Origin of the sequence: Maridesulfovibrio ferrireducens (genome assembly GCF_900101105.1) — a bacterium.
GTDB classification, from domain to species: Bacteria; Desulfobacterota; Desulfovibrionia; order Desulfovibrionales; family Desulfovibrionaceae; genus Maridesulfovibrio; species Maridesulfovibrio ferrireducens.
In genome coordinates, this window is the sequence record NZ_FNGA01000003.1 from 600,565 (window position 1) to 627,527 (window position 26,963).

Genomic DNA, 26,963 nt, shown 5'->3' on the forward strand with positions numbered 1-26,963 from the left:
TACGACCAGTTGTTTCATGTGAGCTGCTATATGCGCTTAGAACGTAATTTTGAATGAAAAGTAAAATGTAGCTAGAAATAATATCATCCCGGTCCGCATTAAATCCCGTATTTAGGCTAAAAATGGTCATAATTAGTGTTTGTTTGACGCAACACATTGTAATAATTGTGTTTGTATTAATGTCTCATAATGTAAATTATGTAAACTTTGGAAGTAGTACTGTTTGATTTAGCTCCGTTATATTGGGATCGTCAATCCTTCATCGATAAGCCTAGGTATTAAATAGTCTTAATGAACAACGGTTTATGCCTTATCGATATCTTTTAAAACTCTAAACTGCTCATTAACGATTCTTTGAAAGGCTGTTTTACAGTTCGTTTCCTTAGAAATGTATATATAAGGTTCAAAATTTCATTTAAATAGATTCAAGCGTTTGCCTCTTTTAAAGCTTTTCATTAATTGTTTCTGTGACAGGATTTTTTGATTAATCAATTTTGAATAAATGAGGATTTCATGATTTCAAACTTTTGCAGACATAAATTTCGACCGCTGCTAATTGCCCTTTTTTTAATTTTTATAACCTCAACATCATCTAATGCTGTTGAGGCTAAAAATGGTGAATCTTATGATTCATGGCTTGAAAAATACGGAGCATGGGACGTTCTTGAAGAAAACTATTCTGGCAGCGGAGATTCTCCAGAGTTAATTATAAAAAGAGCTCAAACTGCCTATAAGTTAGGTAGGTATTCTGCCTGCATGAATATTTTACAGGGAACACCTGCTTTTGATGATAAATATCTCGAAACATCACGGCTCTGGCTTGGTGGACAAACGCAACGAGCTTTAGGTGATCCTGTTAAAAGTGTCATTTGGTTCAGTCAGGCTGCCCGCTTTATGAAGCAGGATTTTATGACTGATAAGTTTAAATCTGAACCAAATCTCAAAACTGTATGGTTTGATGTTTGGCGATCTCTCTATTGGTCGGTGCTAGTAACTTCAGGGTCCGCTCGTGAAGCTCAGAATATGATTCTAACTCAATCTTTTGAACAGGCTGAGAAGGTTTGGCCCACTACTTATTTTATAGTTAATACTAAACCTGTTTTTAAAAGCTCGCTTCAAAAAGGTCTCGATTTCAAACCGGCGTTGCGCAATTCAACCATTATTAATGATAAGGATCGTGAGTTGATTGCAATGTCTATTGCTGCATCAAGTTTGAGCGAATGGAACAAGTCCAACTCTATTCTTGAGGATATCAGTAATTCAACAGTCAAAACTTTTTGGAATTCGGTAAACAGCTATTTGGAAACTGGTAAAAATCCGGCTGGTGTTGATTCGTTTCAAGATGAAAATCTTGTTAACGCATGGTCTTTTTTCAAATCAGGTGTACTTGAACCTGCTTATGCATCCCCCACTTTGTGGAAAATGGCCGCCCCTGCCTCCCCTGCTTGGAATGCTTTCCGTAACAAACTGATGTCTATGTCTCCTCGGGAAGCACTTGATACCATTGATCGCGAAACAGGCTCGCTGCTTCTTTCAGAAGAACTGGTCAGTGCTTTGCAAAATTATAAATTGGCATTTGCTCTCTTGACCAGCGATATGGAATTAGCAAAGAAAGTTTGGGGGCAACTTGACCCTAATTCATTACCTATGAGTCTTCGTGTTGCCGCGGGAATAGTTTTTAAACCTGACTTTTCTAAAATTTTAAGTACTGCAGATGCAGGTAAAAATTCAAATCTATTCATAATATCCGGGCTTTGTGATGCCGCAGGTGTTGAATATTTTAACGATATCAATTCTCCTTTTTGGCAATCTCTTTCAGGTAATCAATTTAATGCACAGGTTAACAGCAGACCATTAGATCGATTGCTTTTATTTTCAGAATTAGCAAAGGACAGCTCGAAGAAGATGGATAAAAGTATAGCACGTAGATGTGCTATGTTATTTCCGAACTCTGACTTAGGTGCCAGAAGCTTTATTTACCTTGCAGATAATGCTGCTCAAAATAGAGACTTCAAGCTATCAGCTTTTTATTTAAAAAGAGTTGATCCAAATAAGTTTGGAGCCGACATGCATCTAAACTGGCTTATTGCCGCCGTTGAGTATGATCTCGCGGTTGGTAATGAAGCCAAAGCCCTTAAAGCGTACAATGAAATTTTAGGATCTGGAGGCGCCCTTCCCCCTGAGAAAGAATTGAGATTAGCGCTTTTAATACAGCAAAAAGGTGATCTTAAAAAAGCTCAAGCTATACTTGAAAGAATATGGAGCGGGCAGGATAAGTTAGATGATGAACTTAAAGCGGAAATATTATTCTGGATTGCCGAAGGTGAACAGGCAATGGGAAATAAAGATAAGGCTCTGAAAAGTTATCTGGAATTAGCGTTTAAATTCCCGAAACAAAACATTTGGGCTGTAACCGCTATGTACAGAATTTCAATGATATATGAACATAGAGGTCAATTTGAAACAGCTAAAAAGTTTTTAAATACTGTTATTAAAAATGCTGACAGAAAGGCTCAAAAAGAGGCTGCAAAAGCAAGGCTTAATGCAATTGACACCAAACTTGCCAAAACAGGAAACGGAAAAGAAGCTTCCTTTCCGTTTTAGCTTTTTATTAAATAGTTTGTATCGATTTAAAGTGTCCTTTCAGTTTACGATAAAAAACCCGGTTGTGAGATATATCTCACAACCGGGTTTTTTATTATAGAGCGTAGAAATTGGTATTTAAATTTTAGCGTGATTTGGCTTTTGGGTGAAATTTACTTTCTCCAGAATTCAGGAACACAAAGTACAATCACTGTATAAATTTCAAGTCGTCCAAGTAGCATACAAAAAATTAACGCCCACTTACCAACTTCGGGAATATGAGAGAAGTTGTCAGCCGGACCGACAGTTCCAATTCCAGGACCTATGTTTCCGATACAAGCGAGAGATGCTGCAAATGAGGAAACAACGTCTACTCCTGTCGCCGCAACAATAAGGCCGCAAAGCACGAAAAGGCCGATCCAGAGTACTGCGAACCCGAGAATATCATTCATCGTTTCAGGCTTAATGACTTTTTTTCCGAGTTTTACTCTATTTACTGAGCGCGGGTGAATAATTCTGAAAATTTGCTGATAAGACTGTTTCAAAAGGAGCATAATACGAAGATGCTTCATACCGCCGCTGGTTGATCCGGCGCATCCGCCTAAAAACATGCACAAAAGTAGTAACCCTTGAGCCAGTGCCGGCCATAACTCATAATCCGCAGTTGCAAAACCTGTTGTGCTCATAATTGAGGCAACCTGAAATGATGTGTACCTGATAGTATCAGCAACGGTTTCATAATTGTGGGCAGAATAAACAACGACAGTAACTATAACCGTTATTAAGGCTGTAATGGATGCAAAAAATCTAAATTCAGGATCACGCCATAAAATTAAAGGCCGCCCTTTCAACATTTGGTAATGAAGACTAAAATTGATACCTGCGACAATCATAAAAAAGGTGATGACATAATCGATATAAGCACTGTTAAAATATGCAACTGAAGTGTTCTTGGTTGAGAATCCACCAGTGGCGAGCGTTCCGAATGTATGGCAAAGAGAATCGAAAAAATCCATTCCACCAAGCATTAAGAGTATGGCTTCTATGGCTGAGAATAAAAGATAAACTTTCCAAAGTACTATCGCGGTGTCTTTAATTCGGGGTTTTAATTTATCTGGAACAGGACCGGGAACTTCTGCTTTATAAAGCTGCATTCCTCCGACCCCGAGAAAAGGTAGAATTGCAAGAGAAAGAACAATGATCCCCATGCCGCCAAGCCAATGAGTAAGACTGCGCCAAAACAGAATCCCTTTCGCAACACTTTCAATGTCAGTCATTACTGAAGAACCTGTCGTGGTAAAACCGGACAAGGATTCAAAAAAACAGTCAACATTACTTGAAAAAACATCTCCGAAATAAAAAGGAAGACTCCCGAAAAAGCCGGCTGCAACCCATCCTAACGCAACAATAGCCATTCCTTCTCTATGACTTAAGCCTTGATTTTCATCCTTACTGCGAAAAACAAGAAACAACCCTAAACCGCAGAGACAGGAAATTAACATGGACTGAATCAAAGGCATTATTCCTGAATCTTGATAATACAATGAAAAAGCAAGTGGCATTATCATTGTAAGGCCGACGCACAAAATTAGTGCTCCGATAATATGCAGAACGACCTTCCAGCGCATTAATAATACTCCAGTTTGGTGGTAAGTGCTTTCTCTATTTCAGGTATATTTTTACGAGTTGAAATAATTAAAAGTCTGTCATTGGGTTCAATTACAGTGAAACCTGAAGGAATTATTACTTCCTCTCCGCGTTGGAAGCAGAGAATGAGTGTTCCTTTAGGAAGATTTAAATCTTTAATCGGTTTACCGACAATTCCTGATTTTTCTTGAGCAATTGCCTCAAGAGCTTCAGCTTCTTCACCTTTTATCGAAACGGCAGAAATAACTTTTCCTTGTCTGACAAAATGTAGAATTGAATTAATTGCGGAGAGTCTGGGACAAACAAGATGGTCAATCCCAATAGGTTGAATCAAAGGAATATACGCGAAATTGTTAATGCGGGTAATTGTCTTACGGGCGCCTAAGTTTTTAGCAAGCAGGCAGGATAAGATATTCATTTCTTCGTCGCCGGTAACTGAGATAACCATATCCAGTTCACCGACATTTTCTTCTTTTAGTAATTCCTGATCAGTTCCATCTCCATGTAAAACAATAACACGGTCAAGTTTTTCAGAAAGTTCATCACAACGATCAGAATCTTTATCCAGAAGGCGTGTATGAAATTTTTTGTTATCAAGAGCTTGAGCTAAAAGGAAGCCGACATTTCCGCCGCCGACAATAAGAACTTTTCTAATGGGATCTGAAAGAATTCCAGCTTGTCTAAGTAGAGATTCCTGCTGGTTACGCATGGATGTAAAATAGACAATATCCCCTTCTTGAATGGTATCTAAACCGCCGGGAATGATGAGTCTGTCTTCGCGAACCAAAGCAGCAATGACGACATTAATGCCGACAAGATGCTCTTTGATATTCATAAGAGTTACCCCTACAAGAGGGCTCTCTTTTGGAAGCTTAACCCCGATAAGGCGAACTTTTCCACCAACGAAGTCATTAATTTCCACAGCCCCGGGTACACTCATGACTCTTAGTATGGATTCAACAACTTCTTCATCAGGATTGATCAAAGTGTCAATTCGAAGGTCACCTTCAGTGAACATTTCCGGATATTTAGTATAATCTTCATTCCGGATGCGTGCAAGTTTGATGATTTTGGGAGCAATACGGTTCGCTAGAAAAGTTGAAATTAAATTTATTTCATCTTTATCTGTAACCGCTAAAAAAATATCAGCATCTACAATCCCGGCCCGTTTCAAAATTTCCGGGCTTGAACCGGAGCCAAGTATGGTTTGAACATCTAATGTATCAGAAACCCTACTTAATGCTTTGGAGTTTGTGTCTATAACAACAACTTCCTTACTTTCACCGGAAAGGCGTCTCGCGACGTTAAACCCAACTTCTCCGGCACCAACGATTATAACCCTCAAAAGCAACTCCTCATGTAAAATCAAATCACAACTAAACGCGAAATTGAAAACACAGTTGAAATCAGCAATTACTCTTTGCTTTGATAGCGCAAAGACAGTGATATTGCCATCGACTTTTTATATAAAAAGTTAATAGAAAATAGTTAAACACAAAAAGCCCGCCGCATTATGCGACGGGCTGAATATTTCTTTACAAAAATAATATATTGTAAGAGTTACGCCATCTTATTTACGGCAGCGTGAAGACGAGAAATCCTGCGGGACGCTGCGCGTGCGTGGATAACTTTCTTTGTTGCTGCTGCATCAAGAATGGAAGTAGCTTTACGAAGAGCTGTTGCTGCAAGTTCAGTGTCTTTCAAATCAACTGCTGAATGTACTTCTTTAACAACGTTTTTGATACGAGTACGTACCATGTTGTTGCGTGAATTACGAACGAGGCTCTGACGATGTCTTTTGAGTGCGGACTTATGATTAGCCAAGGTATTTCTCCTGTATCTTAAATTTGTATTTCTTTCTCCGGACAGCCGGAGTTACGTTCTAACAAAATGGGTCATTAACTAAAATCAGTTATAATTGTCAAGCAATTTAAATGTTTTTTTGAATTAAAAACCATTTTAATCACTGTTTAACATAACAAAATTATTCAGATAAATCTGATTTAAACCTGAAGAGCACCAAAATCAGCCAACCTGCTAAGTCTGTCTACCAGGGCTTGAAGCAAGTTCAGGCGATTAATTTTTAATGATTCATCATCGCTGATGACCATTACGTTATCAAAAAAGTCATCCACAAATGGTCTTAATTCTCCAAGAATTCCAAAGAGATTCGTGAAATCGTCATTTCCCCAAAGTTCTTCGAAACGATCAGCGGTATCATCCAGCTTTTTAGCAAGGTCTTTTTCCTGAGGTTCAATCAGTTTTTCAACTTCATATCCTCCAGTCAAAATGAGTCCTGCTTCACTACCCTGCTTTCTGATAATGTTTGATGCTCGCTTAAAAGTAAGCACCGACTGCTCGAATCCTTCTTCTTTTGCGAATTCAGATAAAGCTTCAACTCTAGCTTTTAGAGCATTAACATCTCTGAATCCGGCACCTAAAGCAGCATCAACGACTCTTGTTTCATACCCTTGGCCTGTAAAATAGGCGCGGAGTCTGCTGGAAATAAAATCTCCAAGCTTTTCAAGAATCTCTGCTTTATCAAGTTTCCATTTAATATCCTTAGAGTATCCGTCATAAGCCATGTCGAAAATTTCGAGGATGTCGACACTTAATCTGAATTCAAGGATCATCCGTATAATACCAAGGGCAGCGCGCCTGAGAGCGTAGGCATCGTTGGCACCGGTAGGTATTTTATTTAATCCGAAGCAACCGACGAGAGTATCGGCTTTATCGGTCATGGATATTATTGCTCCACCAATTGTAGAAGGTACAGGACTTTCTGGTCCTGCGGGGAGATATTGCTCACTGATAGCTTTGCATACAACATCATCTTCGCCCTTTTTAAAGCCGTAGATTCCGCCCATCAAGCCTTGCAGTTTATCAAATTCATTAACCATCTCAGATACAAGGTCTGCTTTGGCAATTTTACCGGCGCGAGCCATTTCAGTCTGCAAATCAGGATCAACTTTACCTGCGATCAAAGCAGCCAGATTTTCAAGTCTACGCGATTTGTCTCCCATGGTTCCCAAAGGACCAAGGAATACTACGTGTTCAAGCTTTTCAAGCCAGACACCAAAATCTGTATCTAAATCTTTAGCCCAGAAGAAACGAGCATCTTCAAGTCTTGCTTTAAGAACTTTTTCCCATCCCTTACGAACCAGATCCATTTCTTTAGGCTTCAGATTTAAAGTGCATAGAAAATGAGGAAGCAGGTTTCCGTCAGAGTTCTCAATACCGAAACATTTCTGATGGCTTTCCATGCTTGTCAGCAAAACTTCTTTAGGAAGCTCAAGGAAAGATTCTTCAAAGTTTCCAATGATAGGCATGGGGAATTCAACAAGGTTACTGACTTCTTGAAGCAGACTGTCCTTCCAGACAACAGAACCGTTAAGCGCGGAAGCAAGTTTATCTCCTTCAGCGCGAACGAGTTCTCCTCGTTTTTCCGGCGAAATAACTACAGAACATTTCTGTTCAATAGTATTGAAGTAGTCAGAAGCAGAAGCAATATCCCATGGACCGGCACCCATGACACGATGTCCGTAGGTTTTACGTCCTGAAGTAAGTCCGGCCAATTCAAAGTCTACAACTTGGTCACCGCAAAGGCACAACAGCCAACGCAGCGGTCTGCCAAATGTGAACTCGAGACTGCCCCACTTCATCTTTTTAGGAAATGAAAGCTTTTTAATTGCGGTGATACACATCTCAGGAAGAATAGAAACAGTTGCAGCTCCGCCGACTGTTTTTTTAGCTCCGAGATAATCACCTTTATCAGTCTTGATGAGATAAATATCTTCGGGTTTGATCCCTTGAGATTTAACAAATCCGTCACAGGCTTTAGTTGGTTTTCCGTCAGCATCGTAAGCTATTCTAGCAGGAGGCCCTGAGACTTCCTCTTCAACTTTTCTTTGATCAAGTGCGATGTCTGTGACGAAAACACTAAGTCTGCGAGGAGTGGCAAAAGCGGCTACTTCTGCAAAATCAATCATGTGTTCTTTAAGAAGGTCACTGAATATATTTTTAATATCCTCGCCCAGACGTGGAACAAAGCGGGCGGGCATTTCTTCAATACCTATTTCGAGAATAAAATCGGCCATATCTAATTCCGTTTTTTTTAATCGTTTTCAAGCATGGGGTAATTTAACTCTTCGCGCTGTGCTGAATAAAGTCTTGCTGCAGCGGAAGCTAAAGTACGCACTCTGCCTATATATGTTGCTCGTTCGGTAATGGATATTGCACCGCGAGCATCAAGCATATTGAAAGTGTGAGAACATTTCAGGCAATAGTCGTATGCGGGACGGGGAAGCTTCTCTTCGCATAGTCTCAAACTTTCAGCTTCATATTTATTGAATAGATCAAGAAGCATGGCTGAATCGCTGAGTTCAAAATTATATTTAGAATTCTCAACTTCGTTCTGATGGAATATTTGACCATAAGTGATCTTGTCGTTCCACATCAGATCATAAACGGATTCTTTGCCCTGCAAGTACATGCAGAGTCTTTCGAGACCGTAGGTCAGTTCAACGGAAACAGGGCTGAGGTCAAGTCCTCCGACCTGCTGGAAGTAGGTAAATTGAGTTACTTCCATACCGTTAAGCCAAACTTCCCAGCCAAGTCCCCATGCACCCAGTGTAGGAGATTCCCAGTCATCTTCTACAAATCTGATGTCATGTGCAGCAGCATCTAAACCGAGAGCTTCGAGACTCTTGAGATAGAGGTCCTGAACATTGTCAGGGGAAGGTTTTAAAATAACCTGAAACTGAAAGTAGTGCTGAAGCCTGTTTGGATTTTCTCCGTAACGTCCATCAGTAGGACGGCGGGACGGTTCCACATAAGCAGCATTCCAAGGCTCAGGTCCGATAACTCTGAAAAAAGTTGAAGGATTGAATGTTCCGGCCCCTACCTCAATATCAAGAGGCTGAACTAGACAACAACCATAATCAGACCAAAAGTTTTGCAACGTAAGTATAACATTCTGAAAATTCATTAAATTCCTCACATCTAGAAAAAAACCAAACTTTCTATAGAGTCATTTTTTACATAAATACTATTTGTACGATATAAAAAATGTCCGACTTCTTAACAATTAATAACAGAAATATTTTAGACTTTTTCAAGAAATTTTAAATTAGAATAAGCCTCAAGATTAAGCGCAATGTTTATAGCTGCACTTTGAACCAGATAGACATTTAACTTCACTAAATTTTTCGATAACCACTTTCTTCCCAGACCAATCCCATATGATATGCCATGAATTTATCCATTACTGAAAAACATTCTTGTCTTATTTCATATGGAAGGTTCAGAGGCATCCAATTAGACGGTCCTGTATCCTGAATCCATGCTAAAGTTCGTATGGTTCCAGAGCCAACAGAATCCCCTCTCCTGCCGTTGTCACATTCTGAGCAGGTGATAACACCTTTCTCAATATCAAAAACTACAGGTCGTGCGCTGAACAGAGGTTTGCCGCATCGCGCGCAAATTGTAAAGTCAGGATTGTATCCTTGTTCAAATGCAACCTTTGCTCTGAAAAACAATGGGAAAAAATCATCCGGTTCTGAACTTTCGATAACATCCAGAGTTTCAGATAAAAGATCAAAAACTCTTCGACTGCTTTCTTTTTCTGTTCCGGCTGATTCTATAAACTTTAAACAATTAGCAGCAAGCCCGGTTTTCCGGAGGTTTGTTCTTATTTCAGGATAGCTTTTCATAAGGCTTCCTTCTTTAAGAACCTGATAAGCACCCGTTTTATTGGTTTCGATCTTAAACAAAACCTGTGAAAAAGGCTCTAAACAGCCGCCGAATCTTTTACGACTTCTGCTTCCGCCAAAGGCAAAAGCTGTTTGAACACCACGAGAAGCTGAAAGAAAACGAACCCAAAGATCATTTTCTTTAAATTTTCCTGTTTTAAGAATTAAAACTTTATCCGTTGTTTCCATTTTTTAAACACTGAATTTCCTATTCGGAAATCGGAAACTCGATGGTTTTAACTTTTCCTTTTGCAACATTAAGAACCAAAGGCTTACCGTCAGAAATAACCTCGACTCCGCCGGCATTCCCGAATTTAATCTTTAAAGATTCTTTGTATGGCAATGAAATGCTTTCAGTTTCTTGCAGAACGAATTCTTGGTTATTACCGTCAGTAACGGCCTCTAACCAACAAGCTTCTCCAGATTTAGCTGTAATAACAACTGTATTTGTTACTATTGGTTGAATTGCAGCAATAGGAAGTTCTTTTCGTTCGCTTGCAGAAGCTGATTCTTCCGGTTCAGAAATAACGACAACGTCTTCACTTGAGCCTACAATTGGAGCTTCTTTCTGTACTGTTTCAAGTGCCGCTTCAATTGGAGTCTCGGTGGAAATTTCGTCATTTTGTTCAGGAGTAGTTTCTTTTTGTTGCTCATCAACAGCTACATTTTCAACCACTTCTTCAGTTATCACAATCTCTGTTTTTTTGGTGTTCCAGAAATCTAACAATGCGTTATCATGAAGATAATACACAAGCCCTGCGAGAACTGCGATTAGAATTAGAATTAAAAAGATTGATGACATCGATGTTTTGGTGGAAACATCGGAGTAATCACTTCGAGCCAAGTTTTCGTCAATGCAAGGATCCTGAATATTCTTATCAGCACTACCATCAACAGAATAAAATTTTGAAAATTCATTTCCAATTTCTTCTGAATCAAGCCCAAGCGCTTTGGCGTAATTCTTTATAAATCCTTTAGCATAGACAGGGTGTGGAAAATCTTTTTTATTGCCGTCTTCAATCGCGTGAACATTCACACGGCTTAATTTGGTAAGCTCCATCATATGTTCAACGGTAAGCCCTTGTCGTTCTCTTTCCGCTTTTAATCGGGATCCAAGCTCTTTCAAATCCATACGGCCCTCATAATGATAGTCTGGCTGTTTTATTCAAAGACAAATTCATTTCTTTAAATTTGTCTTTCGACAACAGTTTTTCATTTAAAAATGCAAAAAATATCCGCTTATAGTTTTTCTTAAAAAAATCTACTTTATCTCGATAACGGCTTTCTCTCTCAGTTTATTTATAAAATCAACAAAGACTGCGTCCTGTTTTTCTCTATAAAGACGTTCATAAATATTGTCTCTGTTGTCAGTGAACGAATCAGTTTTATTTTTTTCAAAAGAATCAAGCTTAAGCAAAGCAGTTGATTTCTGAACTTTAAACGATTGACTTACATCTCCGGGGTTAAGCCCATTTAATGCGTCATGCCACGTTTTAGCAAGATCATCCCATTCCAGCACACCTAGATCTCCACCTGTTCCGGCTCCAGGGCCGACAGTGTATTTATCTGCGGCTTCTTCAAAAGTTGTTTCTCCAGAAATAATTTCTTCTCTGATTTTATCTGCCGAAATATTTTCAGGAAAAAGTATCAATTTCAAGTGAACACTCTGTTTAACCTCTTCTTGTTGAGACTGAGTGCTGTTCCATACTCCTTGAACTTCTTCTTCCGTGACTACTACTTTATTTTTAACTTTGTATGATAAGAGTCTGTTCTTACGAATATCTTTTCGTAAAGTTTCTTTAAAATCTTCTAAGTTTGTTTTTTGCAATGCAAGTTGACGCGCAAATTCTTCATCGGAAAATTTGCTTGTTTCTTTAATACGTTTGATTTCACCTTCGATATCTTGTTCTGAAACTTCGACTTTGAGTCTTTTTGCTTCCTGATCAAGAATCATTTCGTTAATCATGCGGTCAAGTATCTGTTTTCTGATATTTTTAATTTGCTCAGCATCTACAGCAGAAATAGATTGCCCATTAAACCGCTTCATGATGGGAGCCATCTTTGCGTTCATTTCATACATTGTAACGATATCGCCGTTAACGACAGCTACAACGCCATCAACGACTTTTTCTTCTGCTCCGGCAATGGATACAAAAGAACTGATCAATATGATAAAAAAAACAATAATTACACGCTTCAATACGGCATCTCCCATAAAATATATAATATCGGTATGTTTCTTATTCGACAATTGTTTTAACTAACTAAACCCTTTCATGGAAGTATGCAAGATTAGCAAAACCCTTAATATTTATTCAGTCTTTGTGTTCTTATTCTCAACAGGGACAGGCTTTTCAGTTTTTTGCTGTGGTAATAATTCTTTGCTAATTTTAATATTAGAATTAGCCAGTTTATTCTTAAGCCATAATTCAAATTTATCATCCAGTTTGCGTTCAAGAAGAACTTTTTCTACAGCGGGATAAGCTTGAAGAGGTGTTAACAAGGTGGCATCTTTCTTTTCTTTTAAAATTAAACAAATAAATTCTTTTTCCTGTGTTATTACAGGACTTGCTTTTCCGGGGTCAAGCTCTTGAACAAATGGTTCCCAAGTCGTCGGTAATTGTCCGTTTCTAACCCATATTTCTCTAACAGTAACCTGCTTCAAGTTGTTTGAAATTTCTTCAGGAGAAACTCCTTTTCTAAATTGTTCAACCCCCTTAGTCACTAAATCGCGGCTGAACCCTTTTATCATTATAAACTTAAACCCTGCCTGCATATAGAAGTCAGATAAATGAGTGCGGTAGTATTCTTCTGCTTCTTTGTAATCAATTTTAATTTCAGGACGTAATATTTGGCTAAAAAATTTATCCATTGCTAATTGATATTTGAGCTGACTGCGCCATGAATTGAGGTCAATATATTCTTCGATTAAAATTTGCTCAAATGCATTTTCAGGGTAATCAGAACGGACTTCGTCTTCCGCCTCTTTCAACTCTTTATCTGATACAGGAATATTCTGTTCTTCAAGTTCCTGTGAAACAAGTTCCTGTACAATAATATCACCTAAAATTTGACCGTATTCACTTCTGACCTGACTGACAGAAGGAATAAACCCTGCACTTCCGTCATGCATCAAATCATATTTATAATCCAACTGCGAAAGGTAAACAGGTTTACCGTTTACTCGTGCAACTATACCCGGTTCTTCTTTCTTGTTTTTGCATCCAAAGACAAAAAGAGAGGTCAGCATTAAAAGAATAATTATCTTTTTCATTTATATTTTCCGTACGTTATCACTATGATTTAAATTTGTTCAACTAACGGTTCAAGGTTTTTACAAATTTGGTTAAGTCCTGCTGCTATTTTAATATCTTTTTCATAACGTATTTCAATACTTACAGGAGGTTTAAGGCGTGCTGAATTTTTATCATCAGCAATCCATTTCATCAATTTAACAGGTTCTACAGGATTTCGACTTTCTTCCCATGTCAAAACAACTCTGGCAGGAAATAAATCCGCTCTTGTAACTCCGAGACGTGCTAAAGTTCGTTTCAGATAAAGTACTGTTATAAAATTTTCAACTTCTTCGGGGAAATGTCCGAATCTATCTTTGATTTCAGAGGCAAGTTCTTCTATCCGAGCTTCTGTGTTTGCCGAGGAAAGAGCCCGATAGTATCTCAACCTTTCTCTGGCATCAGGAACATAATCTTCAGGTAAATGGGCTTTGAAAACAAAATTCATTTCAGGATCTGTCATAACGGTGCTGTCATCACCTTTGATTCTACGTACTTCTTCGTCAAGCATTTCAAGAAACAGGTCAAGCCCAACCTTTGCCATCTGTCCTGATTGAACTTCTCCGAGAATATTACCTGCACCGCGCAGTCTTAAATCTTCCATTGCAACTTTAAAACCTGCTCCCAAGTAATCAAGTTGAAGAATGATTTGCATGCGCCGCTTAGCTTTTTCCGACAAAGAATCAAGGGATGAAACTACAAAATATGCGTACGCCTGTCGTGTGCTGCGTCCAACTCTGCCTCTCAGCTGATAAAGCTGTCCAAGCCCGAACATTTGAGCCTGATCTACAATTAATGTGTTGGCATTGGGGAAATCAAGGCCGGATTCAATAATTGCGGTAGCGATAAGAATATCTAGTTCTTTGTGCCAGAATTTATGAATAGTATTTTCTAAGTTCTTCTCTGACATTTGACCGTGAGCCATGCCGATTTTGGCATCAGGGGCCAATTTTTTAACAAACTCAGCAACCCGTTCAAGCCCTTGAACTCTGTTGTGCACCCAGAAAACCTGTCCGCCTCTTTCAAGTTCACGTTTAACAACAGACGCAAGCATTGCTTCGTCTCGTTCAACTAAAGCTGTTTCAACAGGTTTGCGATCGACTGGAGGCGTTTCAATTGTACTCAGGCTTCGCACTCCGGATAATGACAGCTGCAAGGTACGGGGAATCGGGGTAGCGGTCAGAGTCAGCGCATCAATATTTTTACGCATTTCTTTAATACGTTCTTTATGCCTTACTCCAAAGCGCTGCTCTTCATCAAGAATGAGCAAGCCTAGATTCGGAGCTTCTACATCTTTGGATAGAACTCTATGCGTGCCGATAAGAATATCGAGGGTTCCAGAAGATAATTGTTCGAGAACTCTTTTCTGGCTGGTCTTGGTAACAAACCTGCTGAGCATTCCAACTACAACCGGGAACCCTTCCATGCGTTGCATAAATGTTTGATAATGCTGTTCAGCCAGAACGGTCGTAGGGCAAAGCAGAATAACCTGTTTACCATCTAAGACGGCTCTGAAAGCGGCTCTTAATGCAACTTCAGTTTTTCCGAATCCGACATCACCGCAGACGAGTCTGTCCATCGGTTCAGGACTTTCCATATCTCTGAACACATCTTGGATAGCTTTTTCCTGATCCGGAGTTTCTTCAAATCCGAAAGTACTTTCAAACTCCCAGTACATGTCATCCAAAGGACCATAGGCATATCCTTTAGCAACTTTTCTGTAAGCGTACATTTCGACAAGTTCACCGGCTATTTTTTCAATAGCCTTGCGAGCTTTATCCCGGGTTTTAGACCAGCGTGTGCCGCCCAGCTTATCCAGAACAGAACAGGAACCTTCCGGGCCTTTATATTTTTGAACAAGATTAAGCCTGTCGACCGGAACATATAATTTATCATCTGCATCAAAAAACAGCAGAAGATAATCATTAGAAACATCCCCTACTTTAAAATGATGCAGTCCGCCGAAACGGGATAATCCGTAATCTCTATGGACAAGTAAATCTTCGGGAAGCAAATCTTCATAACTCGTCATTCCTTCAAAGGCTTTATCCCTGATGCGGGTACCTTTTGCGGCTTGCGGCTGAAGAACGTCTTCTCCTAATATGATGGTTTGATTCCACTCAAGTTCCATCCCGTTTTTAAGGGGCGAAATAAGTGCGTATATCCCTCTGTTCAGAGGTGAATACTCAGTTGAAATAGATAGCTGTTCCGATTCAATGAGCGATAGAAATTTTTTCCGAGATCTGTCGGTTTTAAAGCTGAGCACTGTTTGGAATCTTTCAGAACTCCATTCTTTTAATCCTGCAACAAGGGCAGCCCATGGCCGCTTCATCTGTTCAGGTTTCCAAAAAATATCGGTGAATGCAGTCAGCGATCTTTCAGAAAGATCAATTCCGTCTTTTTCACGACCTATGACTAGATCTTCATATACAATCTGTCTTTCATCGCGCCAGATGGATCTTGCTTTTTCTTCATTCCAGCAAATTGTATTAACAGGCCATTTACAACCGGAATGAGCAGATTTGTCATGAAGAAAGGTTTTCCAGCTGTATTCATGGTCCTGAAGACGTAATCTTAAATTTGAAGCTGACGAAAGAACATAAACAGCTTTTTTAGATAAAAATGACTTGAGGTCAGTACACTCAGGATAAAAAAGTCCGGGCCAGATCATTCCGTCCGCGTTGCCAACTTTTTCAAGAAGTTTTGCATGCCCTTCAGCAGAAATTTCTCCCGTCTTTTTCAAATGCTTCCATAGTGCGGCGGCATCATCAATGTTGTTTCCGGTCAGCATTGCCGGAGCGACGGGAAGCAAGGTCATTTCATCTAAATCGGCCTTGGAACGTTGGGATGAAGGGTCGAAAACACGAATTTCTTCTAATATATCACCAAAAAATTCTAATCTTAGCGGAAGGTCATATCCCGGCGCATAGATATCAAGGATATCCCCGCGCATGGACATTTCGCCATAGCCAGAAACCAATTTTGTTCTGGTATATCCCCATGAAACTAATTGTTCGATGAGGAGTTCCGGCTCCATCTCTTCGCCTTTGGAAAGATTAATATAATTATTTTCCAAAACTGAAGGCATAGGCCATTTGGGCAGTAAGTTGTCAACAGTCATCAGAACAGACTGTTTTCCGCCGCGCGTTAAAGCATGCAGGGCTGACCAGCGTTCAGACCATTCAGATGCAACAGGATTTTTGCAAAGATAAGGAGGAAGGAAAACCCAGTCTCTTTCCCATGCAGGAATAATTTTATTGTTTTCAGCAAGATCATTGCGGCTGAATAAAGTAATAAGAGCCTTCAGTTCCGCATATTCCCGTGCTCCCGGAGCAATCATTACAACTGATTGACCTCTGGAGTGTAAATTATGCGCAGTAAACGCCTGTGTCCCGGGACCACTTTTAAAAATTCGTGCAGTGTTTCCGCCTCCGGCAGCAAAAGCGGTAAATTCGGAAGGTAAAGACAATTTGGCTCCAAAATTATTATGAAAAGGAAAGGCCGTCCTCCCGATAATTCAGGGGACGGCCTTTTTTTGCAGAGAAACTGTTCTGTTGTCCAGTAAATAGACGTAAATCGCAATATTTACTGGTGGCAGACACATCAAATCATGGCAATATGCAGCTAACTATAGGACCGTAATCGTTCCTTAATTATACATAACAAACCGGAAGATTTGATTAAACCTGTGCTAATAATTCCTGCTCATCACCTGAAAGAAGTCTGTTAAGATCAAGTAAAATAAGCAGTCTGTCTTCAAGTTTACCTACCCCGCTGATATATTCAGACTCTAGGCCGGAAACAACAGGCGGCGGCGGTTCAACAGTGTTTGCCGGGATTCTGAGAACCTCGGAAACGGAATCAACCACAAATCCAACGATCATGTCGCTAATTTCAATAACGATAATACGAGTATTTTGATCATGCTCTCTGATCTCGAGACCAAACTTACTTCTTAAGTCAATGATTGGAATTACCTTCCCGCGAAGGTTGATTACGCCTTCAACGAATACAGGAGCTCGGGGAACTTTGGTGATTTCCATGGTTCGGATAATTTCCTGAACCTTAAGGATATCCACTCCGAACTCTTCTTCGGCAATGCTGAAGGTGACTAGCTGGATAAGTTCGGCGTCTTGCCTTTTCTTATCTTCTTCCATTCATGCCCCCTGTTAGTTGCTATTGCAGTGCACAATCAAAATATTTTGATCATGTAAAAATATTTTTAAAAATATTCTATTCATATTTAATCCGTATATTATTATTCATCTGAAATATTTGCAAGCTAATCATAAAATTATAAAACAATTTAATCAAAATTTTTTATTCAGAGAAAATTGACTACTGGCCCAGAAATGACTACCTAGAAAATTGATTAGCAGAAAATAGCAATAAGGCGAAGACTCAGGAGGGTATGAACTCGCATGGCTCAGTTTTCCCCAACGGATAATGTTACCTTGGAAGATCAGATTAAATCATTAGCAAATGATGAGTTGCTTGATTTCTGGGAAGAAACCCAGTTTCTCGCGAAAATGTTAAATCAAGAAAACCAAGAAGATGTTCCATACAGCCCCGAATATGAACGATTAATTTTGCAGGAACTGCAACTTAGATCGTGTATGAAATCGTTATCACCTTAGACAAATTTAAAGGCCCGCTTTAAGCGGGCCTTTAAATTTTGAATTAATTAAACAGAATCCCCGACCGGTCTGCGTCCAACACTGAAGTAAGCAAAACCGTTACTGCCTAGGTAAGACGGGTCGTAAAGATTTCTACCGTCAAATATAACCGGAGCAAGCAAGGCTTCTTTTATTTTATCAAAATCAGGATTTCTAAACTGATTCCAGTCCGTCACAACCGCAACAGCATTTGCCCCTTCAAGAACTTCATACTGATTATGTACGATCTCCACCAGATCATTATCACGCAAAATTTCTTCTGCTTTTATATGAGCAACAGGGTCAAAAGCTTTAATTTTCATTCCTGCTTCAGTCAGCTCGGAAATGATAGATAAGGCAGAAGACTCTCTCATATCATCAGTGTTGGCTTTAAATGCAAGTCCCCATATTGCAAGGGTTTTACCTCTAACTCCACCCTGAGGTTCAAAATAATCCAGAATCTTGCGGGAAAGCATTTTTTTCTGTCTGTTATTAACAGAATCCACGGCTTCAATAAGCTCAGGTCTGGCGCCAACCTCTTTAGCTGTATTGATCAGGGCCTTCACGTCCTTAGGAAAACATGATCCACCGTAACCTACGCCGGGGTAGATGAAATAATATCCAATGCGGTGATCAGAGCCTATGCCGAGTCTGACTTCGCGCACATTAGCTCCGACGAGTTCACAAATACTGGCCATTTCATTAATAAAAGAAATTTTTGTGGCCAGCATGCAGTTCGCTGCATATTTAGTCATTTCCGCACTTCTGGTACCCATAAAAATGAGTTTTTCTCTACTGCGGGCATAAGGAGCGTATAAGGTCTCGAATTCCTTACAAGTTTCTTTCTTTTCAGTGCCGACAACAACTCTGTCCGGCTTCATAAAGTCGCTTACAGCATCCCCTTCTTTTAGAAACTCGGGGTTTGAAGCGACATCGAACTCAAGATCCAAACCTCTTTTTTCAAGTTCTGCTTTAACTATTGAGCGGACTTTATCAGCAGTTCCGACCGGAACGGTAGATTTGTCTACAATAATTTTAGAATCGGTCATGGTCTGCCCTATTTCGCGGGCAACATTTTCCACAAATCTCAGATCACAACTTCCATCTGAGCTGCATGGAGTTCCGACAGTAATAAAAACAAAACGGGCTTTATCCAGTCCATCTTTAAGACTGGTGGTAAAGAAAAGTCTTTGATCTTCATAGTTTCGTTTAACCAAGTCTTCAAGACCCGGTTCAAAAATATGAATTTTACCCTCTTTAAGAGTCTTAATAACGTCTGGATTTACATCAACACACCAAACATGGTTTCCCATTTCTGCAAAACATGCTGCGCTGACAAGCCCGACATATCCGGTTCCTACTATACATATGTTCATTATTTGTTCTCTCGATAATTCTTTACGTTTAAAAAAACGTCACTAACAGTCCGGTCAAAAAAGTCAAATCAAGCAGATCGTCTGCAAGCTGTGACACAGCGGATAACGCCAATATATTTTTAATGTCAACTAGCAAAGAGTTGCGCCAATATGACAGTTGCCATCAAACACCAATGACTATATTGTCCTTCAACAAAGTCGGATTATACTAATATGCTATGTAAAAACAAATTAATTCCGGCAATAAAAATAAAGTTTGTTCACCGGAGGATATAACCATGCCACTCTTATGCGTCAATGTTGATCATGTTGCAACAATCAGACAGGCTAGACTAGGAACAGAACCGGACCCGATAGTTGCCGCCGCCATGTGCGAACTGGCAGGAGCAGCCGGAATCATCATGCACCTGCGTGAAGACAGAAGACACGTTCAGGACAGAGATATTGATCTTATTGCGCAGACTATTCAAACAAAATTTAATTTTGAAATGGCTGCAACTGACGAAATGCAAGCCTTCGCACTCAAAATAAATCCCGTCACTGTGTGCCTTGTCCCTGAAAAAAGAGCGGAACTCACAACCGAGGGCGGTCTAAGTTGCGCCGGACATGAAGATAAACTGAAAAAATATCTTGCTCCGATCCATGCTGCAGGAATCAAATCAAGTCTTTTCATCGATGCAGATCCGGCACAGATTAAAGCCTCACATGAGATCGGTGCCGATTATGTTGAGATTCATACTGGTCATTATGCAGATGCTAAAACCAGATCAGAACAAAAACTAGAGCTGAACAGAATCATCGACGGTATAAAAAGAAGTCAGGATCTAGGCCTTAAAGTTAATCTTGGACATGGTCTTAATTATACCAATATCCTTGATTTTGCTAACGTTCCTGGAATTTGTGAATATTCCATCGGGCATTCAATTATGGCTCGTGCAATCTTCGTCGGAATAGATCGCGCTGTAAAAGATATGGTTGAAATTATCAGGACATTTGTGGACTAAAAATGATAGTAGGCCTCGGAATAGATTTAACAGAACTTGATCGCATAGAAAGCTCACTGGAGAAATTCGGTGAGCGTTTTATGCGTACTTTTCTTACTGAAAAAGAGATCAGCTTAGTTCCCGAAATAAAGAAGATCCAACATCTTGCAGCTAGATTTGCCGCAAAGGAAGCCGCTGTTAAAGCCTTGGGAACAGGATTTGCTGAAGGAATTACCTTTAAGTGTGTTGAGATTTTAAATCTTAAATCCGGTGCTCCTGAGTTGATATTTAATGGAAAGGGGCTTGAGCGATCCCGTGAATTAGGTGTAGAAAGAATACTCATATCAATTACACATGGACGGGACACTGCTGCGGCTGTTGTAATTCTTGAGAAATAACATACGGAGGTAATTATGTTTTCACCGCTTCCTACGCCTGTCGAAATGTCGGGCTGGGATCAGGCCGCAATTAACGATATAGGTATCCGTGGCGATATCCTTATGGAAAATGCCGGTCGTGAAGCTGTAGCCACCCTTCTCAACGAATACGGTTCTGTTAAAAACAAATCAGTCCTCATTCTTTCCGGTTCAGGAAACAATGGCGGTGACGGTTTTGTTATAGGCAGGCATTTGGCTGACCTCGGCGCAGAAATACTGATTCTGCACACCGCGCCTAAAAATAAATATAAAGGCGAAGCTGCATATCATCTTAAGCTCGCAATAAAATCCGGCGTTCAGTTAAAATATTTTCGTATCAGTGATAAAATCAATATTCCTGAATCTGATATTATCATTGATGCCCTGCTTGGAACCGGTTTTGATAATGAATTGCGCCCGTTTGCCAAGGCCGTGGTTGATGCAATAAACATGGTAAAACAGCAATCTTTTATCTTTGCGATTGATATTCCTTCCGGTCTTAACGGACTTACCGGAAAACCTCATCCTGTAGCCGTCAATGCCCATGCTACAGTGACATTTGAAGCTGCAAAAGTTGGGTTGAGTCTTCCCGAAGCTAAACCTTTCACTGGAACTCTTATTGTCAAAAAGATCGGTATTCCAAATAAGGTTAAAGAAGATCATCCTGTTGCTCATTATTTAATTAATGATAAAATTTTCGATCAGCTTCCTTCTCTTACTCCGACCATGCACAAAGGAACTTCCGGTCATGTTCTTATAATCGGAGGGTCAATCGGGCTTACCGGAGCTTTGCAGCTTTCAGGGCTTGGAGCTTTAAGAGCCGGCGCGGGTTTAGTTACCCTAGCCTGCCCTGCGGGTCTCGCTTCTCAAGTGAAAACATACATGCCGGAACTGATGACTATGGGGCTTGGTTCCGGTGATCATTGGGATGATCAGGCCGTTGAAGAACTTCTTCCGCTACTTGAAAATTATGATGCGATAGCTATTGGTCCGGGGCTGGGCAGAGCTGAAGGAGCCATGAATCTTGTTGAAGCAATAGTTTCTGCAGGACATCCTCCGGCTGTTTTTGACGCGGACGCTCTTTATGCTTTATCCAGAAGATCACACCTTTTGATCTCAATTGACGAAAATTCTATTTTTACTCCACATCCCGGCGAAATGGGCCGACTGGTTAATAAAAGTATCGCTGAAGTTGAAGATTCACGCATTGAAACTGCTCATCAGTACGCAGTTTCAAAAAAAGTGATACTGGTCCTTAAAGGTGCCGGAACCGTGATAGGGTGTCCTGACGGTAAAACTGTAATTTCACCTATTTCCGCGCCTAACCTTGCTGTCGCGGGTTCAGGTGATGTGTTGGCCGGAATTATCGGAGCATTACTTGCCAAAGGAATTCCCGCTATGCAAAGTGCATGTATGGGGGTATACTTACACGGAAAATGTGGGCTTTATCTCAAAAAAAAATTTCCACACAGAGGAAATCTCGCATCTGAAATTGCTAACTCACTTCCCGAAATACTTAAGGAGGAATTATGTTAACTGCTAAAGACATTATGACATCCGGAGCTCTTACCCTCACACCCGATTCCGAAGTAGCTCTCGCTGCAAAATTGTTGCTGGAAAAGCATCTGAACGGTGTTCCGGTTGTTGATTCAAATGGAGATCTTGTCGGTGTAATCTGCCAGAGCGATTTGGTAGCTCAGCAAAAAAGTATTTCAGTACCGTCTTTTTTCACAATACTTGACGGTTTCATCTCTCTGTCATCAAGTGATGATTTTGAAAAAGAAATCACTAAGATTTCAGCTACTAAGGTTAAACAAGCCATGACTCCTAATCCTGTAACCATAACACCTGAAACAAGCATTGAAAAAATTGCCGACCTGATGGTTGAGAAAAAACTTTATACTCTACCTGTTTTGGAAAACGGGAAGCTTATAGGTGTTGTCGGTAAAGAAGATGTTCTTAAGGTGCTGACTAAATCCTCATGACAAAGAACCAGTTGATCATAAATCTGCCGGATGTGGAGGCGACGCTGAGATTCGGCTCTTTTCTGGCAGATTTCTTCCAAAAAAAGAAAGAATTCATTCCAATTTTTCTAAATGGAGATCTTGGAGCAGGAAAAACAACTTTTGTTAGAGCTTTTGTAGAATCTCTTCCCGGTGCGGAAAACGCAGAAGTAAGTAGCCCAAGTTTCAATATTCTTAATATATACCCCACAAAACCGCAGGTTGAGCATTTTGACCTCTATAGACTTGAAGGGCAATGTCCTGATGACGAGTTTTTTGATCTATTAAACAATAAAAACACTTTGACAGTTGTAGAGTGGATTCAGTATCTCAATATTGAATTTTGGCCTGATAACGCACTGCTCTTCACTTGGAAAGCTACCCCCACCGGTAGAAAAATCGAATTGACCCTTCATGGTTCAGCGACCCCCCTCTTCGAAGAGATTGCCACACTTCTCGATTCTTTTTAATAACTTACGTTGAATAAATGTGGTAAGGAGATAATGTTCAAATGAACATAGTAGTACAAAAGTTCGGAGGAACCTCAGTAAGGAACCTCGAATGTATGAAGCAGGTACTTGAAAAAGTCATGGTACCTTACGAACAAGGCAACAAGGTCATCGTTGTTTTATCTGCAATGTCCGGGGAAACTAATAGATTGATTGCTCTTGCAAAAGAATGGTCAAATGCTCCCGACCTTGCGGAAATGGATTCTCTTGTTTCAACAGGTGAACAAGTTTCAACCGCTTTGTTTACAATGCTCCTTAAAGATAAAGGGATTAAAGCCCGCTCTCTTTTAGGTTTTCAGATTCCCATCAAGACAAATTCATATCATTCCCGTGCTCGAATTTTAGAGATGGACAGTGATGAAATTACTAGTCTTTTAGAAAAGCATGATATTTTAGTAGTCGCCGGCTTTCAGGGGTGTACGGAAGATAAACGTATCACAACTTTGGGACGCGGTGGCTCTGATACATCCGCGGTTGCTATGGCTGCAGCTGTTAATGCCGATGTATGCGAAATTTACACTGACGTTTCCGGTGTTTTCACTACCGATCCTAACATCTGCACTCAAGCGCGAAAGCTGGACATGGTTTCTTATGATGAGATGCTGGAAATGGCCAGTATGGGAGCAAAAGTTCTACAGATACGCTCTGTTGAGTTTGCAAAAAAATATAATGTAAAAGTTCATGTTCGCTCAACTTTCAGCGATGAAATAGGGACATTTGTCACTCAGGAGGATGAAAAGATGGAATCGGTAATGGTTTCCGGCATTGCATATGATAAAGATCAGGCTCGCGTTACTCTTGCAAAAGTTCTTGATAAACCGGGTGTTTCCGCGACTCTTTTTACTCCTCTTGCAGAAAACGGCATTCTTGTTGATATGATCGTTCAGAATCCGAGCCGTGACGGCCGTACCGATATGACCTTCACCGTTCCAAGAGCTGACTTAGAAATTACTCTTGAAGTTCTTGATAGAATTAAAGACGAAATGGGCGCAGAAGAAATTCTTTATGATCAGAATGTATGTAAAATTTCTGTCATCGGTGTTGGAATGCGTAATCATTCCGGTGTTGCTTCTAAGGCTTTTCAGGCCCTCCGTGATGAAAACATCAATATCCTGATGATCAGCACATCTGAAATTAAAATTACTTGTCTTATTGAAGAAAAATATACTGAACTTGCCATCAGAACGCTCCACAACACGTTCGGGCTTGATAAAAGCGGGTCCGAAGAAAATATGCTGTAATTATGAAAACAATAAAGATATATGACACTACCCTGCGTGACGGAACTCAAAGCGAAGAAATCAACTTAACCGTACAAGACAAAATACGCATTACAAAAAAGCTCGATGAGCTGGGCGTACATTATATTGAAGGCGGATGGCCCGGATCAAACTCCACAGATAAGGAGTTTTTCGAGGAGATTACGAATTATCACCTTGAAAATGCCAGAGTTTCGGCTTTTGGTTCTACTCATAATACCCGGGTAAAACCGGAAAATGATCCTAATCTGGCTGCCCTTGTTGATTGCGGAGCTAAAGTTGTAACTCTTTTTGGAAAAAGCTGGGACTTTCACGCTACGAATGCTTTAGGTGTCAGTCTTGAACGAAATATTGAATTGATCAGTAATAGTATTGGATTCATGCGTAAGCATGTCGAAGAACTGTTTTTTGATGCTGAGCACTTTTTTGATGGATTTAAAGATAATCCAGAATTCACATTGGCGTGCTTGAAAGCTGCCCATGATGCAGGATCTGATGTTCTTGTCTTGTGTGATACTAACGGCGGAGCGTTGCCTGAAGAAGTTGCTGAAGCTTGTAAGATTGTGCTTTCTAAGATTCCCGGATCAAAGATCGGGATTCATACCCATAATGACTGCGAACTTGCCGTTGCCAACGCGCTTACAGCGGTAACAAATGGAGCTGTGCAGGTTCAGGGAACCATAAATGGGTATGGTGAAAGGTGCGGTAACGCTAACCTCTGCTCCATTATCCCGAACCTTGAACTTAAAATGGGTTTTAATGCTATTGGTAAAGATAATTTGATTAAGCTTAAAAGTGCTTCAAATTATGTTACCGAAATTGCGAACTTACGTCCGTTTCTCAGACAACCGTATGTCGGCGCCGCTGCTTTTGCTCACAAAGGCGGAGTTCACGTCAGTGCGGTTATGAAAAACTCAAAAAGCTACGAACATATTGATCCGCTTTTAGTTGGTAATGATAGACGAGTTCTGCTTTCCGATCTTTCCGGAAAAAGCAATATTCTCTATAAAGCTAAACAGTTCGGGTATAATCTTGATAAAAATGATCCAGCTGTAAGAACAATTCTTGCAGATATTAAAGAACGTGAAAGTATCGGTTTTGAATATTCCGCTGCCGAAGCTTCTTTTGAATTGCTGTTTTTTAAAGCCATGGGATGGTCCAAGAGATACTTTGAGTTCATCAACTTCTTTGTGGTTGATGCCAAACGTAAAGAAGACAATGAGCCATTCTCCGAAGCAACTGTAATTGTTAAAGTTCACGGTCAGGAAAATCATACAGCTGCATCAGGTGATGGCCCTGTTAATGCTTTGGATAAGGCATTGCGTAAGGCTCTTGAGCCGTTTTATCCTAGTTTGAAAGATGTCCGGTTACTCGACTTTAAAGTACGCGTGCTTACCGGAGCAATCAGAGATACCGAAGGCACAAGCTCAAATGTCCGCCTGCTCATTGAATCTTCAGATGGCAAGAGTCAGTGGACAACAATGGGAGTCAGCAACAACATTATCGAAGCAAGCTGGCAGGCTCTCGTAGACTCAATTAATTACAAGCTCTTCAAGGATGATCCGCAAAAATGGCCAAACTCAATGTAAACGGTGTAACGATTGATAAGCCTAGTAAGATTTCGATCTTATGTGACAATACCACCACAAGTGATTCTCTAGGTAAGGAATGGGGGCTTTCTATGGCCTTAAATCTACCTCAAGACGATCTTTGGTTGTGGGATTGTGGTGCAAGTTCACTTTTCCTGCAAAATGCACAAGAAATGAAAATTGACACAAATAAGGCTAAAGGGATTGCTCTCAGTCATGGTCATTGGGATCATTCTGGAGGCATGGATGCTCTTATGGAGACTGATTTTTTAGGTCCGGTCTATGCGCATCCCAAGTTTGCTGCAAAACGGTATTCAGTCCATGCTGAAGGTGAAGTCAGAGATGCTTCTTTCCCTTGCGAATATCCGGGAACCATAATCGTCCGCGATTATACTGAGCTGGATGAGGGTTTATTCATGATCACCGAAATTCCTCGCATAGCCGGTCTTTTTGAGGCTACCGGGGGACTGTTCACCGACCCTGAATTGACCCTCACAGATCATGTCCCGGACGATGCCTTTTTGTTAATGATGACCAAATCCGGTCCGGTTGTTATTTTAGGTTGTTGTCACAGTGGACTTGCCAATAGTTTGTATCATTTGCGTGATCTGACAGGGCTTGAATCAGTACACGCTATTATCGGCGGACTTCATCTTTTTAAAACTGATGTTGATGAATTTGAAAACACTGCCAAGGTGATTGAAGAATTCAATCCTAAACTTGTTGCTGCCGGACATTGCACAGGTGAGAAGGGTTATGAATTCCTGAAAAACAGGCTTTCATGTGATGTTCATCAGATGGGATCAGGCTCTGTATATGAATTTTAATCATATGTTCTGATCAGTAGTTTTTACATAATCAAAATGCCCCTTGGAAAAATTAATTTCTAAGGGGCATTTT

General features: G+C 40.2%; 22 protein-coding genes. 10 read left to right on the top strand and 12 right to left on the bottom strand.

Features of this window, described 5'->3' with window-relative positions; genetic code table 11:
- Window positions 1-513 precede the first annotated feature (513 nt).
- Window positions 514-2,604, top strand: a complete 2,091-nt coding sequence (locus BLT41_RS12045; RefSeq protein ID WP_092161461.1) for a tetratricopeptide repeat protein — start codon at window positions 514-516, stop codon at window positions 2,602-2,604.
- Between the two features lie 152 nt (window positions 2,605-2,756).
- Here BLT41_RS12045 and BLT41_RS12050 read toward each other — a convergent pair whose 3' ends face one another.
- The 11 genes from BLT41_RS12050 to BLT41_RS12100 all read right to left on the bottom strand — a co-directional run bounded on the left by BLT41_RS12050 (window position 2,757) and on the right by BLT41_RS12100 (window position 17,430).
- Complete coding sequence (locus tag BLT41_RS12050; protein ID WP_092161463.1) at window positions 2,757-4,211, bottom strand: TrkH family potassium uptake protein; 1,455 nt, start codon at window positions 4,209-4,211, stop codon at window positions 2,757-2,759.
- Entirely contained in the window at window positions 4,211-5,575 is a 1,365-nt protein-coding gene (gene trkA, locus BLT41_RS12055) for a Trk system potassium transporter TrkA (RefSeq protein WP_092161464.1), read from the bottom strand. The genes BLT41_RS12050 and trkA overlap by 1 nt, the downstream gene beginning before the upstream one ends.
- A gap of 215 nt (window positions 5,576-5,790) precedes the next feature.
- Window positions 5,791-6,054, bottom strand: a complete 264-nt coding sequence (gene rpsT / locus BLT41_RS12060) for a 30S ribosomal protein S20 (RefSeq protein WP_092161466.1) — start codon at window positions 6,052-6,054, stop codon at window positions 5,791-5,793.
- Window positions 6,055-6,233: 179 nt separating this feature from the next.
- Window positions 6,234-8,327: a glycine--tRNA ligase subunit beta gene (gene glyS / locus BLT41_RS12065; protein ID WP_092161467.1), complete on the bottom strand. Its 2,094-nt coding sequence runs from the start codon at window positions 8,325-8,327 to the stop codon at window positions 6,234-6,236.
- A gap of 17 nt (window positions 8,328-8,344) precedes the next feature.
- Window positions 8,345-9,217: a glycine--tRNA ligase subunit alpha gene (gene glyQ, locus BLT41_RS12070; RefSeq protein ID WP_092161469.1), complete on the bottom strand. Its 873-nt coding sequence runs from the start codon at window positions 9,215-9,217 to the stop codon at window positions 8,345-8,347.
- A gap of 211 nt (window positions 9,218-9,428) precedes the next feature.
- Window positions 9,429-10,169 carry a DNA repair protein RecO gene (gene recO / locus BLT41_RS12075; protein WP_092161471.1) on the bottom strand — a complete coding sequence of 247 codons (741 nt, stop codon included), beginning with the start codon at window positions 10,167-10,169 and terminating at the stop codon, window positions 9,429-9,431.
- A gap of 19 nt (window positions 10,170-10,188) precedes the next feature.
- Window positions 10,189-11,112: a helix-turn-helix domain-containing protein gene (locus tag BLT41_RS12080; protein WP_092161473.1), complete on the bottom strand. Its 924-nt coding sequence runs from the start codon at window positions 11,110-11,112 to the stop codon at window positions 10,189-10,191.
- A 129-nt stretch (window positions 11,113-11,241) separates the two neighbouring features.
- A complete protein-coding gene (locus tag BLT41_RS12085) occupies window positions 11,242-12,180 on the bottom strand; it encodes a SurA N-terminal domain-containing protein (protein ID WP_244512264.1) in 939 nt (312 codons plus the stop codon).
- 111 nt (window positions 12,181-12,291) lie between these two features.
- Window positions 12,292-13,254 (bottom strand): SurA N-terminal domain-containing protein, encoded by a 963-nt coding sequence (locus tag BLT41_RS12090; RefSeq protein ID WP_092161477.1) that lies wholly within the window; start codon window positions 13,252-13,254, stop codon window positions 12,292-12,294.
- A 29-nt stretch (window positions 13,255-13,283) separates the two neighbouring features.
- A complete protein-coding gene (gene mfd, locus BLT41_RS12095) occupies window positions 13,284-16,742 on the bottom strand; it encodes a transcription-repair coupling factor (RefSeq protein ID WP_092161478.1) in 3,459 nt (1,152 codons plus the stop codon).
- Between the two features lie 211 nt (window positions 16,743-16,953).
- Window positions 16,954-17,430, bottom strand: a complete 477-nt coding sequence (locus BLT41_RS12100; protein WP_092161480.1) for a chemotaxis protein CheW — start codon at window positions 17,428-17,430, stop codon at window positions 16,954-16,956.
- Window positions 17,431-17,694: 264 nt separating this feature from the next.
- Here BLT41_RS12100 and BLT41_RS12105 point away from each other — a divergent pair, with 264 nt between their 5' ends.
- On the top strand, window positions 17,695-17,910 hold the full coding sequence (locus tag BLT41_RS12105; protein ID WP_092161482.1) for a hypothetical protein: 216 nt from the start codon (window positions 17,695-17,697) through the stop codon (window positions 17,908-17,910).
- A gap of 47 nt (window positions 17,911-17,957) precedes the next feature.
- Here BLT41_RS12105 and BLT41_RS12110 read toward each other — a convergent pair whose 3' ends face one another.
- Window positions 17,958-19,304 carry a UDP-glucose dehydrogenase family protein gene (locus BLT41_RS12110; RefSeq protein WP_092161484.1) on the bottom strand — a complete coding sequence of 449 codons (1,347 nt, stop codon included), beginning with the start codon at window positions 19,302-19,304 and terminating at the stop codon, window positions 17,958-17,960.
- 278 nt (window positions 19,305-19,582) lie between these two features.
- Between BLT41_RS12110 and BLT41_RS12115 the strand changes: the two genes are divergently transcribed.
- Genes BLT41_RS12115 through BLT41_RS12150 form a run of 8 tightly spaced genes read left to right on the top strand, consistent with a single transcriptional unit; the run spans window position 19,583 to window position 26,890 of the window.
- Window positions 19,583-20,308: a pyridoxine 5'-phosphate synthase gene (locus BLT41_RS12115; protein ID WP_092161486.1), complete on the top strand. Its 726-nt coding sequence runs from the start codon at window positions 19,583-19,585 to the stop codon at window positions 20,306-20,308.
- Window positions 20,309-20,310: 2 nt separating this feature from the next.
- Window positions 20,311-20,685, top strand: a complete 375-nt coding sequence (locus tag BLT41_RS12120; RefSeq protein WP_092161488.1) for a holo-[acyl-carrier-protein] synthase — start codon at window positions 20,311-20,313, stop codon at window positions 20,683-20,685.
- Window positions 20,686-20,700: 15 nt separating this feature from the next.
- Window positions 20,701-22,239: an NAD(P)H-hydrate dehydratase gene (locus tag BLT41_RS12125; protein ID WP_092161490.1), complete on the top strand. Its 1,539-nt coding sequence runs from the start codon at window positions 20,701-20,703 to the stop codon at window positions 22,237-22,239.
- A complete protein-coding gene (locus tag BLT41_RS12130) occupies window positions 22,233-22,688 on the top strand; it encodes a CBS domain-containing protein (RefSeq protein WP_092161492.1) in 456 nt (151 codons plus the stop codon). Before BLT41_RS12125 ends, BLT41_RS12130 begins: the two co-directional genes overlap by 7 nt.
- Window positions 22,685-23,176, top strand: coding sequence for a tRNA (adenosine(37)-N6)-threonylcarbamoyltransferase complex ATPase subunit type 1 TsaE (gene tsaE, locus BLT41_RS12135; RefSeq protein WP_092161494.1), 492 nt, complete (start codon window positions 22,685-22,687; stop codon window positions 23,174-23,176). Before BLT41_RS12130 ends, tsaE begins: the two co-directional genes overlap by 4 nt.
- Before the next feature lie 41 nt (window positions 23,177-23,217).
- Complete coding sequence (locus BLT41_RS12140; protein ID WP_092161496.1) at window positions 23,218-24,456, top strand: aspartate kinase; 1,239 nt, start codon at window positions 23,218-23,220, stop codon at window positions 24,454-24,456.
- A gap of 2 nt (window positions 24,457-24,458) precedes the next feature.
- The gene (gene cimA / locus BLT41_RS12145) at window positions 24,459-26,063 is read left to right on the top strand and encodes a citramalate synthase (RefSeq protein WP_092161500.1); all 1,605 of its coding nucleotides are present in this window, start codon (window positions 24,459-24,461) and stop codon (window positions 26,061-26,063) included.
- Complete coding sequence (locus tag BLT41_RS12150) at window positions 26,045-26,890, top strand: MBL fold metallo-hydrolase (protein WP_092161501.1); 846 nt, start codon at window positions 26,045-26,047, stop codon at window positions 26,888-26,890. Before cimA ends, BLT41_RS12150 begins: the two co-directional genes overlap by 19 nt.
- Window positions 26,891-26,963 lie beyond the last annotated feature (73 nt).

Coding starts and splice junctions, on each gene's coding strand:
- BLT41_RS12110 (WP_092161484.1), bottom strand. CDS start 19,304: ATGAACATATGTATAGTAGGAACCGGATATGTCGGGCTTGTCAGCGCA.
- BLT41_RS12105 (WP_092161482.1), top strand. CDS start 17,695: ATGGCTCAGTTTTCCCCAACGGATAATGTTACCTTGGAAGATCAGATT.
- glyS (WP_092161467.1), bottom strand. CDS start 8,327: ATGGCCGATTTTATTCTCGAAATAGGTATTGAAGAAATGCCCGCCCGC.
- BLT41_RS12150 (WP_092161501.1), top strand. CDS start 26,045: ATGGCCAAACTCAATGTAAACGGTGTAACGATTGATAAGCCTAGTAAG.
- BLT41_RS12100 (WP_092161480.1), bottom strand. CDS start 17,430: ATGGAAGAAGATAAGAAAAGGCAAGACGCCGAACTTATCCAGCTAGTC.
- glyQ (WP_092161469.1), bottom strand. CDS start 9,217: ATGAATTTTCAGAATGTTATACTTACGTTGCAAAACTTTTGGTCTGAT.
- BLT41_RS12045 (WP_092161461.1), top strand. CDS start 514: ATGATTTCAAACTTTTGCAGACATAAATTTCGACCGCTGCTAATTGCC.
- BLT41_RS12080 (WP_092161473.1), bottom strand. CDS start 11,112: ATGGATTTGAAAGAGCTTGGATCCCGATTAAAAGCGGAAAGAGAACGA.
- BLT41_RS12050 (WP_092161463.1), bottom strand. CDS start 4,211: ATGCGCTGGAAGGTCGTTCTGCATATTATCGGAGCACTAATTTTGTGC.
- BLT41_RS12140 (WP_092161496.1), top strand. CDS start 23,218: ATGAACATAGTAGTACAAAAGTTCGGAGGAACCTCAGTAAGGAACCTC.
- tsaE (WP_092161494.1), top strand. CDS start 22,685: ATGACAAAGAACCAGTTGATCATAAATCTGCCGGATGTGGAGGCGACG.
- BLT41_RS12120 (WP_092161488.1), top strand. CDS start 20,311: ATGATAGTAGGCCTCGGAATAGATTTAACAGAACTTGATCGCATAGAA.
- BLT41_RS12130 (WP_092161492.1), top strand. CDS start 22,233: ATGTTAACTGCTAAAGACATTATGACATCCGGAGCTCTTACCCTCACA.
- recO (WP_092161471.1), bottom strand. CDS start 10,169: ATGGAAACAACGGATAAAGTTTTAATTCTTAAAACAGGAAAATTTAAA.
- cimA (WP_092161500.1), top strand. CDS start 24,459: ATGAAAACAATAAAGATATATGACACTACCCTGCGTGACGGAACTCAA.
- BLT41_RS12090 (WP_092161477.1), bottom strand. CDS start 13,254: ATGAAAAAGATAATTATTCTTTTAATGCTGACCTCTCTTTTTGTCTTT.
- BLT41_RS12125 (WP_092161490.1), top strand. CDS start 20,701: ATGTTTTCACCGCTTCCTACGCCTGTCGAAATGTCGGGCTGGGATCAG.
- BLT41_RS12115 (WP_092161486.1), top strand. CDS start 19,583: ATGCCACTCTTATGCGTCAATGTTGATCATGTTGCAACAATCAGACAG.